Origin of the sequence: Anoxybacillus ayderensis (genome assembly GCF_013761015.1) — a bacterium.
Taxonomy (GTDB): Bacteria; Bacillota; Bacilli; order Bacillales; family Anoxybacillaceae; genus Anoxybacillus; species Anoxybacillus ayderensis.
Genome location: NZ_JACDUV010000003.1, coordinates 376,330 through 384,832 on the forward strand (window position 1 = coordinate 376,330; position 8,503 = coordinate 384,832).

10 protein-coding genes and 1 pseudogene are annotated in these 8,503 nt (G+C 40.6%); 4 read left to right on the plus strand and 7 right to left on the minus strand.

All coding sequences use genetic code 11. The features are described from left to right. Positions 1–35: 35 nt before the first annotated feature. Positions 36–506, plus strand: a complete 471-nt coding sequence (locus HNR63_RS06565) for a PCYCGC motif-containing (lipo)protein (protein ID WP_085788379.1) — start codon at positions 36–38, stop codon at positions 504–506. Positions 507–530: 24 nt separating this feature from the next. Here HNR63_RS06565 and HNR63_RS06570 read toward each other — a convergent pair whose 3' ends face one another. Both HNR63_RS06570 and HNR63_RS06575 read right to left on the minus strand, forming a co-directional pair. After that, complete coding sequence (locus HNR63_RS06570; protein WP_181520195.1) at positions 531–1,760, minus strand: ABC transporter permease; 1,230 nt, start codon at positions 1,758–1,760, stop codon at positions 531–533. Continuing rightward, positions 1,750–2,652, minus strand: a complete 903-nt coding sequence (locus tag HNR63_RS06575; RefSeq protein WP_181520196.1) for an ABC transporter ATP-binding protein — start codon at positions 2,650–2,652, stop codon at positions 1,750–1,752. The genes HNR63_RS06570 and HNR63_RS06575 overlap by 11 nt, the downstream gene beginning before the upstream one ends. A gap of 152 nt (positions 2,653–2,804) precedes the next feature. Between HNR63_RS06575 and HNR63_RS06580 the strand changes: the two genes are divergently transcribed. From HNR63_RS06580 to HNR63_RS06590, 3 genes are all read left to right on the plus strand, one after another. Beyond that, entirely contained in the window at positions 2,805–3,338 is a 534-nt protein-coding gene (locus tag HNR63_RS06580) for an apolipoprotein A1/A4/E family protein (RefSeq protein ID WP_181520197.1), read from the plus strand. Between the two features lie 306 nt (positions 3,339–3,644). Next, complete coding sequence (gene proB / locus HNR63_RS06585; protein ID WP_181520198.1) at positions 3,645–4,763, plus strand: glutamate 5-kinase; 1,119 nt, start codon at positions 3,645–3,647, stop codon at positions 4,761–4,763. Positions 4,764–4,784: 21 nt separating this feature from the next. After that, positions 4,785–6,026 (plus strand): glutamate-5-semialdehyde dehydrogenase, encoded by a 1,242-nt coding sequence (locus HNR63_RS06590; protein WP_181520199.1) that lies wholly within the window; start codon positions 4,785–4,787, stop codon positions 6,024–6,026. A gap of 35 nt (positions 6,027–6,061) precedes the next feature. Here the strand turns inward: HNR63_RS06590 and HNR63_RS06595 are convergent, their stop codons facing one another. From HNR63_RS06595 to HNR63_RS06615, 5 genes and pseudogenes are all read right to left on the minus strand, one after another. Then, complete coding sequence (locus HNR63_RS06595; RefSeq protein WP_181520200.1) at positions 6,062–6,529, minus strand: hypothetical protein; 468 nt, start codon at positions 6,527–6,529, stop codon at positions 6,062–6,064. Positions 6,530–6,542: 13 nt separating this feature from the next. Next, positions 6,543–7,376, minus strand: coding sequence for a 5'-3' exonuclease (locus tag HNR63_RS06600; RefSeq protein WP_181520201.1), 834 nt, complete (start codon positions 7,374–7,376; stop codon positions 6,543–6,545). Between the two features lie 101 nt (positions 7,377–7,477). Continuing rightward, a complete protein-coding gene (locus tag HNR63_RS06605) occupies positions 7,478–7,675 on the minus strand; it encodes a hypothetical protein (protein ID WP_085787958.1) in 198 nt (65 codons plus the stop codon). Positions 7,676–7,801: 126 nt separating this feature from the next. After that, positions 7,802–7,939 carry a hypothetical protein gene (locus HNR63_RS06610; protein ID WP_181520202.1) on the minus strand — a complete coding sequence of 46 codons (138 nt, stop codon included), beginning with the start codon at positions 7,937–7,939 and terminating at the stop codon, positions 7,802–7,804. A 27-nt stretch (positions 7,940–7,966) separates the two neighbouring features. Beyond that, positions 7,967–8,503: pseudogene (locus HNR63_RS06615) on the minus strand (hypothetical protein); the annotation flags it as partial.

Here is an 8,503-nt window from a genome sequence, read left to right on the forward strand (position 1 = left end):
GACAATACGATGATTGTTGAAAAGGATGGTTTCATATGAGAAAACAATTTATGTTTAGTTCCATACTTTCCGTCAGTTTATTGTTCAGTGGTTGTGCACAAAACGAAAATGATCACGCAACTGAACATCAGACAGGAGATATTCGAGAAGAGACTGCCTCGATTCACGAACTTCCATCGTTTTTAGCATCTTACAATGAGTCGATGGCCCATTTATACGAACAAGTAGCAACACATCGAGCATTGTTAGAAAGCATCCCTTGTTATTGCGGTTGTGGTGAATCGGCAGGTCATGAAAACAATTATGATTGTTTTGTATATGAAAACAAAAGCAACGGTGCAATCGTCTGGGATGATCATGCGACAAAATGTGGCGTTTGTTTAGAAATCGCATCCATTTCAATCGAACAATATGAAAAAGGAATGTCTGTGAAAGACATTCGCCGCCTTATTGATGAAACATATAAAGAAGGCTATGCGAAACCAACGCCGACAAAGCCGATGTAAAAAACCGAGCAAGCAGCTCGGTTTTCATCTTTTCGTTAATTGCCACGCTCGTTTCAGGTCTTTCCAGGAAGACGCTTGATTGTACATCAGCACGCCACCACGATATATTTTTGATCCAAACACGAATAAAAAGGCAATCGTTCCAACGAGCAAAATGAGACTAAGGGCAATTTCCCAAATTGGAACATTTAACATTCCAATTCTTAAAAACATAATCATCGGAGTAAAAAACGGGACAAAAGACATCGCTGTAATAAATGGAGATTCCGGTACATTAAGCCCAACCATCGCCATAATAAACGCGGCAACAACGAGCATCGTTACAGGACCAGCCATTTGTTGCACTTCTTCTACTCGGCTAACAATCGAGCCAAGCACAGCAAATAACATTGCATATAACAAATAACCGAGCAAGAAAAAGACAATTCCGTATGTGATTAAGGAAATTGGTAATTCTTCCATTCCAAGTAACTGACTTAACATAGAACTATTTTGCAGTGATGTATAACCGACAGCGAAAATCACAACAAACTGCGTCAAACTCAACAAAGCAATCCCTAAAATTTTCCCGAATAATTGTTGAATTGGTGAAGTGCTTGAAATTAAAATTTCCATAATGCGAGATGATTTTTCTGTTGCCACTTCCATCATAATCATACTTCCGTACATTAACACGAACATATACATCGCAAACAGTAAAACATACACGATCGCTCTAGCTTGTTCTAATTGTTCTTCTGTTTTTGCGTGTTTTTCAAGCGCTACTTTTTCTATCGGAATCGGTGCATATAATGCATTGATTTGGTCATATGTTAATCCGATTTGTTTCGCCATCATCGCAATTTTTACTTGTTGTAGTGCTTGCTCAATTTCATGAGTGACATCGCTATCTGCAATATTTTTCGCATAATATGCTACTTTCGGCTGTCCATTTTGTACATGAAGTACAATATACGCATACCACTTTTCTGTTTGAACATATTTTTTCGCTTGTTCTTCATTTTCATCGTGGCGAACAAGTTTTATTTCTTTATTTGACTGCATTTGTGCTTGCAATGCTTCGTACCATCCGTTCGTTTGATCGATCACACCAATTGTTTTTTGACCATTATCGCTAAACGCTTCAATGATGCGATCTAATTGACCAATACCAAATATAATGAGAGTAGTAATCACCGTTGAAATGAAAAAAGACTTTGATTTTAATTTCGTCATATACGTATGAGCAAAAACAATCCAAAATTTATTGTTCATACGCTGCACCTACTTTCTCAATAAAAATGTCATTCAGCGATGGTTCTTCTAATGAAAACGTACGAATGAATCCTTTGGCATAAATATGTTCAAGAATGTGCTGCGATACGTGTTCATCAGCTATTTGCAAACGAACTCCTTCAACCGTTTTCTCCATTTTCAATACGCCTGGAATTTTTCCTAACGTTTCAAACGGTAACTCTCCATGAATGATCACATTTTTTTTACCGAAAGATCTCTTTAATGCTTTTATTGATCCATGCACAATCGGTTTTCCTTTATGCATAATGCATATATGTTCACATAGTTGCTCGACATGTTCCATCCGATGGCTTGAAAAAACAATTGTTGTTCCTTGTTGCTGTAAGTCAATCACTGCTTCTTTTAACATTTCTACATTTACTGGATCTAATCCGCTAAACGGTTCGTCTAAAATAAGCAATGACGGACGATGTAACACCGCAGCGATAAATTGAATCTTTTGTTGATTCCCTTTTGATAATTGTTCTACTTTTTGATTTTCATATTGTGGTATTTTAAAACGATCGAGCCAATAACGCATTTCTTTTACAATGTCTTCTTTATGTAACCCTCGCAATCTTCCTAAATAAATGAGCTGTTCTTTTACTTTCAACTTTGGGTACAATCCTCTTTCTTCCGGCAGATATCCAATGAGATGGCTATGCTTATATGTGATGCGTTCACCGTTCCATGTAATCTCCCCTTTCGTCGGCTCAAGCAACCCTAAAATCATTCGAAATGTTGTCGTTTTCCCCGCTCCATTCGCTCCAAGAAACCCAAACATACGCTGTTCTGGAATACATAATGTTACGTCATCTACTGCTACAAACGAACCAAACTGTTTTGTCACATGTTGTAAAACTAAACCCATGTTTCTCACTCCTCCCTTTATTCCATTATAACGTATAAATCCAGGTAAAAGTTTCATATATTTACTTTTTATATTCAAAAAATGACGAGAAACATGCTTCTTTCTTGTCCGTCATTCATTTATAATGAAAAGTAAAGGGGAGGTGAATCGAAGTGGAGAAAGAAATAATTGTAAAAGAAATTGTGAAAGCGCTCGAACTATTTTCAGACAAAATTCGTGATGAAATGCAGGAAATGGGCAACCAACTTCGGACGGAAATGCAGGAAATGGGAAGCCAGCTCCGAACGGAAATGCAGGAAATGGGCAATCAACTACGGACCGAAATGCAGGAAATGGGAAGCCAACTACGGACCGAAATGCAAGAAATGGGCAACCAACTACGAACGGAAATGCAGGAGATGGGCAACCAACTACGAACGGAAATGCAAGAGATGGGCAACCAACTCCGGACCGAAATGCAGGAAATGGGAAGCCAGCTCCGGGCTGAAATTAGTGCGGTGGGAAGCAAATTAGAAGCAAAAATCGACGAACTAAAACAAGAGACGAACGAACAATTTAAACAACTGAATGAAAAAATTGACCACTTACGAGACGAGCTATCGGATACACAAGAAACCGTTGATTTGCTTTCTTCCAAAACACTCCAACATGAGCGAAAACTTCGTCTTTTATCCAAACAGTCGTAAAATCCATTGACATCTCCGCTTTTTTGTTTCATAATTCTGAAAAATGCATATATAGAAAAGGCACGGGACAAGTAAACCGATGGAATGTGCAAGAGAGTGGAACTCGTAGGCTGGAAGGTTCCTCACAGGAAGTCGGTTGAACCTACCCTATATGGTCGCTTATGCAAACATAAGTCGTCTCCCCACGTTACGGGGCAAGAGGTGGGCGCTTTGCGCCAAAAAAGGTGGTACCGCGGAAACAACGCTTTTCCGTCCTTTTCTATAAGGGCGAAGAAGCGTTTTTATTTTTTAGAAAGGAGTGAAACGGTGAAAAAAAAGCGAATTGTCGTCAAAATTGGGAGTAGTTCATTAACGGAAAAAAGCGGAACACTCTCGGAACAAAAACTACGCGAACATGTTGAAGCGCTTGCGTATATGAAACAACTCGGACATGACGTCATTCTCATTTCCTCTGGCGCGGTCGCCGCTGGGTTTGGGTTGCTTGGGTATCGTTCGCGCCCAAAAACGATCGCTGGAAAACAAGCAGCAGCCGCAGTCGGTCAAGGAGTGCTGATGCAAAGCTACATTTCAGCCTTTCGTTCATTTGGTATCGTCACCGGGCAGCTATTGTTAACACGAGCAGATTTTTACGATCGCGAGCGATTTCGTAACTTATTTGCGACGATTTCCACATTGTTAGAACGAGGTGTGCTTCCGATTATTAACGAAAACGACTCTGTTTCCGTCGAAGAGTTGACGTTTGGGGATAACGATTTATTGTCGGCGCTTGTGAGTGGATTTTTGCATGCGGATGCTCTCATCATTTTAACGGACATTAACGGGCTGTATGATCAAAACCCGAAACGTCCTGAAGCAAAAAAATACCATTTTCTATCAGAAATTACTGACGAACTGATTACCCAAGCAGGTGGAAGCGGATCAACGGTTGGAACAGGGGGAATGAAATCAAAGCTGTTGGCAGCACAAAAGGCACTTTCTTTCGGTGTTAGCGTTTTTATCGGCACAGGCGCTGGCAAAGAAAAATTGCAACATATTTTAGAAGGAAAAGGCGACGGGACGTATATCGGATCCCCTTTTCAAGAACATATGCAAATGCGCAAACAATGGATCGCGTACCATTCCGAAGTCACAGGAGCGATTGAAATTGATGAAGGGGCAGAAACAGCCATTTTGCATAAAGGAAAAAGTTTATTGCCTGCCGGTGTAACGAACGTAGTCGGCTCATTTCAAGCACTTGATGTCGTCAATGTCGTCAATCAAAAAGGCGATGTGATCGCTAGAGGGCAAGTATATTATGCGGCTAACGATTTAGCGAAGGTAAAAGGTCTTTCAAGCGAGGAAGCAAAACGATACTCTTTCCACCACCGCCCAGAAGTTATTCATCGCGACAACTTAGTATGTTTCAAAAGGACATCTGTCTGCTAAAAACGAAAGGAGCGAAAACGAATGAGTGAATTAATCGTGAAAGCGAAAAAGTTAAAGCAAGCGGCTAAGCAATTAGGAATATTATCAACAGAAGAAAAAAACCACGCGCTCGCGATGATTGCCGAAGCATTAATTGCGCAAATGGCGTACATTTTACAAGAAAATGAAAAAGATATGACGATCGGAAAAGAAAATGGTCTCTCTCCTTCATTGCTTGATCGGCTGCAGCTCACGGAAGAACGCATTCAACAAATCGCTGATGGCGTCCGTCAAGTCGTTGACCTGCCAGATCCGATTGGGGAAACGATAGAAGAATGGACACGGCCAAATGGGCTAATCTTAAAACAAATTCGTGTACCGCTCGGCGTTGTTGGGATGGTGTACGAAGCGCGGCCAAACGTCACCGTCGATGCGGCTAGCCTTTGTTTAAAAACAGGAAATGCTGTCTTGTTGCGCGGCAGTTCTTCTGCCATTCACTCCAATAAAGCGCTTGTTTCCGTTATGCAACAAGCATTAAAACAGTCGAAAATTCCGACAGACGCCATTCAATTGTTAGAAGATACAAGCCGCGAAACTGCTCAACAAATGTTTCGTCTAAAAGAGTATGTAGATGTCCTCATTCCACGCGGTGGTGCAGGACTTATTCAGTCGGTCGTCGAAAACGCAACGATCCCTGTATTAGAAACAGGTGTCGGCAATTGCCATATTTTTATCGACGACTCCGCGCAAAAAGAAATGGCGATCGATATCGTCATCAATGCGAAACTGCAACGTCCATCCGTCTGCAATGCGGTCGAAACGGTGATTGTTCATAAACAATGGCCGTATATAAAAGAGTTGCTTGAAACGTTGCATGAAAAAGGGGTCGAATTGCGTGCTGACAAACCACTTGCGGATACATATCCGTTCGTCCGTGAAGCAAAAGAAGAAGATTGGGCAACCGAATTTCTAGCACCCATTTTAGCTGTGAAGCTCGTTGAAACGGTGGACGAAGCGATGGAACATATTGAACGATACGGAACGAAACATTCCGAAGCGATTATTTCCGAATGCAACGAACATGTAGAGCAGTTTTTCACTCGCGTCGATGCTGCTGTGTTGTACCATAACGCCTCCACTCGCTTCACCGACGGCGAACAATTCGGATACGGCGCTGAAATCGGCATTAGCACGCAAAAACTGCACGCCCGTGGACCGATGGGCTTACGCGCCATCACGACAACGAAAACGCTCGTGTATGGAAACGGGCAAGTGCGAAAATAACAACCAGCCTCCACAGGGGGCTGGTTAAAACATATTCAATAACTTTTCCATTCTTCATAGTACACTTCTCTCGGAACCTTATACCACGTATGAATTTTATTGTATTCACAATGATACTCGTTACCTTCTAAAATATACATATAGTCACGTTTTTCGAAAATGATAATATGCCATCCTTGTTCAAGGTCAAAGAAAGGTCGATCCATTGTACCGTTTAGAATATCATGTTCATCCCAACCAACTAACAATTGATCTACAAAATCCCACCATGGAAATGAAGTGAGAATTTCATTCTGCTTCGCACTATAGAAAAAAAGATGTTTTCCCCATATCTTGTTACTTTTAACTGTCACTATGATTTCAAAGTCATCAATGATCGGAAACAACTTCAAATCTAGCGTTCTTAGGGAATTCTCACATACATTTAGCACCTTTTTATTGTTTAACGTCCGACTTTTTCTTCTACAATGGAACAGCCCACTTCTTGTTCCTTCTACTAACATGATTTACCCCACCTTACCGAATCGCTTCTAGCACTTCCCTAAATCGCTTACGCTCATCATGCCATTTCGCCTCTTCCAACTTTAATTGAATCGGAATGTTACAATGAATGGCTGCCAGTTTGCGCGATAAATGAAGCAAGTCGAGATGTGTTGTTATTTTTTGTTGTTGCGCTTTTGTTAAGTTCGCTAAATTTGCGATGATTCCTTCAATTGATCCATATTGTTGAACGAGTTTAACCGCTTGTTTTTCTCCGATTCCACGTACACCTGGATAATTGTCGCTCGGATCCCCCATCAGCGCTTTGACATCAATAAGCTGCTGTGGCTGAATCCCTTTTTCTTCAATAAAACGGTCGAGCGTATACGCTTCATAGTTGCCGATTCCTTTAGCCAATAAGTAAACCGTGACACGCTCGGAAAGAAGCTGAAATAAATCACGATCTCCGGTCATAATCGAAATGCGCATCTCATCACGATATTGCTTCACAAGCGAACCGATGCAATCGTCCGCTTCGGCATTCAGTACACCGATATTTGGGATACCTAACATCGCGACGACTTCTTTCGCCAAATCGAACTGTGGAATTAATTCATGCGGTGGCTCTCCACGATTCGCCTTATAGTCTGGAAACCATTCGGTCCGAAACGTCGTACTCCCCATATCCCAACAACAAACGACATGCGTCGGTTGAAGGGCATTTGTCGCTGCTTCAATATGCTTTACTACCCCATATACGGCGTTCGTCGGCACGCCACTGCTATTCATCATCCATCTCGGCGCTGTTGCATAAAACGACCGAAACAATAAAGCCATCCCATCAATCAACAACAAATGTTCTCGTTCCATCACTCGTTATCCTTTCTATGTATCGATGCAACAAGTATAACAAAAAACCACCCCATATGGGATGGTGGAACTGTTCGAAAATATTTTGTCCAACGTATCATTTATTGCAAACGTCTTTTTAAAAAACCAACCAACTTCATAATCGACCATACAATAACAAATACGACACTGTAAACAATGACAAAAATAACAATACCTTTTAAAAAAAGAAGTAAAATGCCTTTCCAACCTTCTTTAGACCAACTAATATACAAAAGACATACAAGAAATGCAAAGAAAGCAATGTAACTTTTTTTCATGCTATTTCCTCTTTCACACTCTGAAGTCATAAGTAGATAAAACATCGTTAACTTTCGACAGGTGATAAGCACCACGACAAACGCAGTCGATAAGGAATGCCTTCTCCAAAATTTTTTATACTACCTTCACAATCGAGATAAAAGCAAAAGAAAAATGAAAATACACATGTAAAACAGTATCTTTTCTCGCGGTTTCCCTTTTCGTTCAATAAGCGCATACAACAAAAACGTAATAACAAGCGAGTATAAAAGTTTAAACATCATACAAAATAAACCACCTTATTCTCACAATTATTGACTTTTAATTACAGTTGCAAGCTCGTATGGGCGTTGAATATCTGCATGAGCAGAATTTGAAACACTAATCATATTTGCAGCAATAATCGAAGCCGATCCTGCAGCCGTTAAGGCGCCAAAAATAGTACTAACTGTTAGTACAGCTACTCCTAATGCTCCCATTAATGCGGCAGCTTCAATTAACAGGGTACTCCTAGCTGAGCTAATCGCATCAGCCCTTGTCATAAAAGAGGAAACTAATCCACCTTGACTTCCTTGCAAATAGTTGTGTTTTGAAATGGTGGTTCCTGAAATTACTGCAGAAGAATCTAGCATAAAAGCGTTCAATCCACCTTCCCAATACCCCTCCATCTTAGCTGCTCTCAACCAATAGCCACCTCTAGAAGATTTATAATAGTAAGTTACCCAAGATAATCCTCCACTACTTGTAGAAGTGATAGAATTTTGTTCATGAAACAACTGCTGATTATTATATTTGTTAATGTCTAAAGATAACTTTTCTATTTCCTCAATATACTTGTCATATGTTAG

Bases quoted from the DNA above. Each gene is read 5' to 3' on its own strand.
- HNR63_RS06575 (WP_181520196.1), bottom strand. From the start codon at position 2,652: ATGGGTTTAGTTTTACAACATGTGACAAAACAGTTTGGTTCGTTTGTA.
- HNR63_RS06600 (WP_181520201.1), bottom strand. From the start codon at position 7,376: ATGGAACGAGAACATTTGTTGTTGATTGATGGGATGGCTTTATTGTTT.
- HNR63_RS06565 (WP_085788379.1), top strand. From the start codon at position 36: ATGAGAAAACAATTTATGTTTAGTTCCATACTTTCCGTCAGTTTATTG.
- HNR63_RS06590 (WP_181520199.1), top strand. From the start codon at position 4,785: ATGAGTGAATTAATCGTGAAAGCGAAAAAGTTAAAGCAAGCGGCTAAG.
- HNR63_RS06610 (WP_181520202.1), bottom strand. From the start codon at position 7,939: ATGATGTTTAAACTTTTATACTCGCTTGTTATTACGTTTTTGTTGTAT.
- HNR63_RS06605 (WP_085787958.1), bottom strand. From the start codon at position 7,675: ATGAAAAAAAGTTACATTGCTTTCTTTGCATTTCTTGTATGTCTTTTG.
- HNR63_RS06570 (WP_181520195.1), bottom strand. From the start codon at position 1,760: ATGAACAATAAATTTTGGATTGTTTTTGCTCATACGTATATGACGAAA.
- HNR63_RS06595 (WP_181520200.1), bottom strand. From the start codon at position 6,529: ATGTTAGTAGAAGGAACAAGAAGTGGGCTGTTCCATTGTAGAAGAAAA.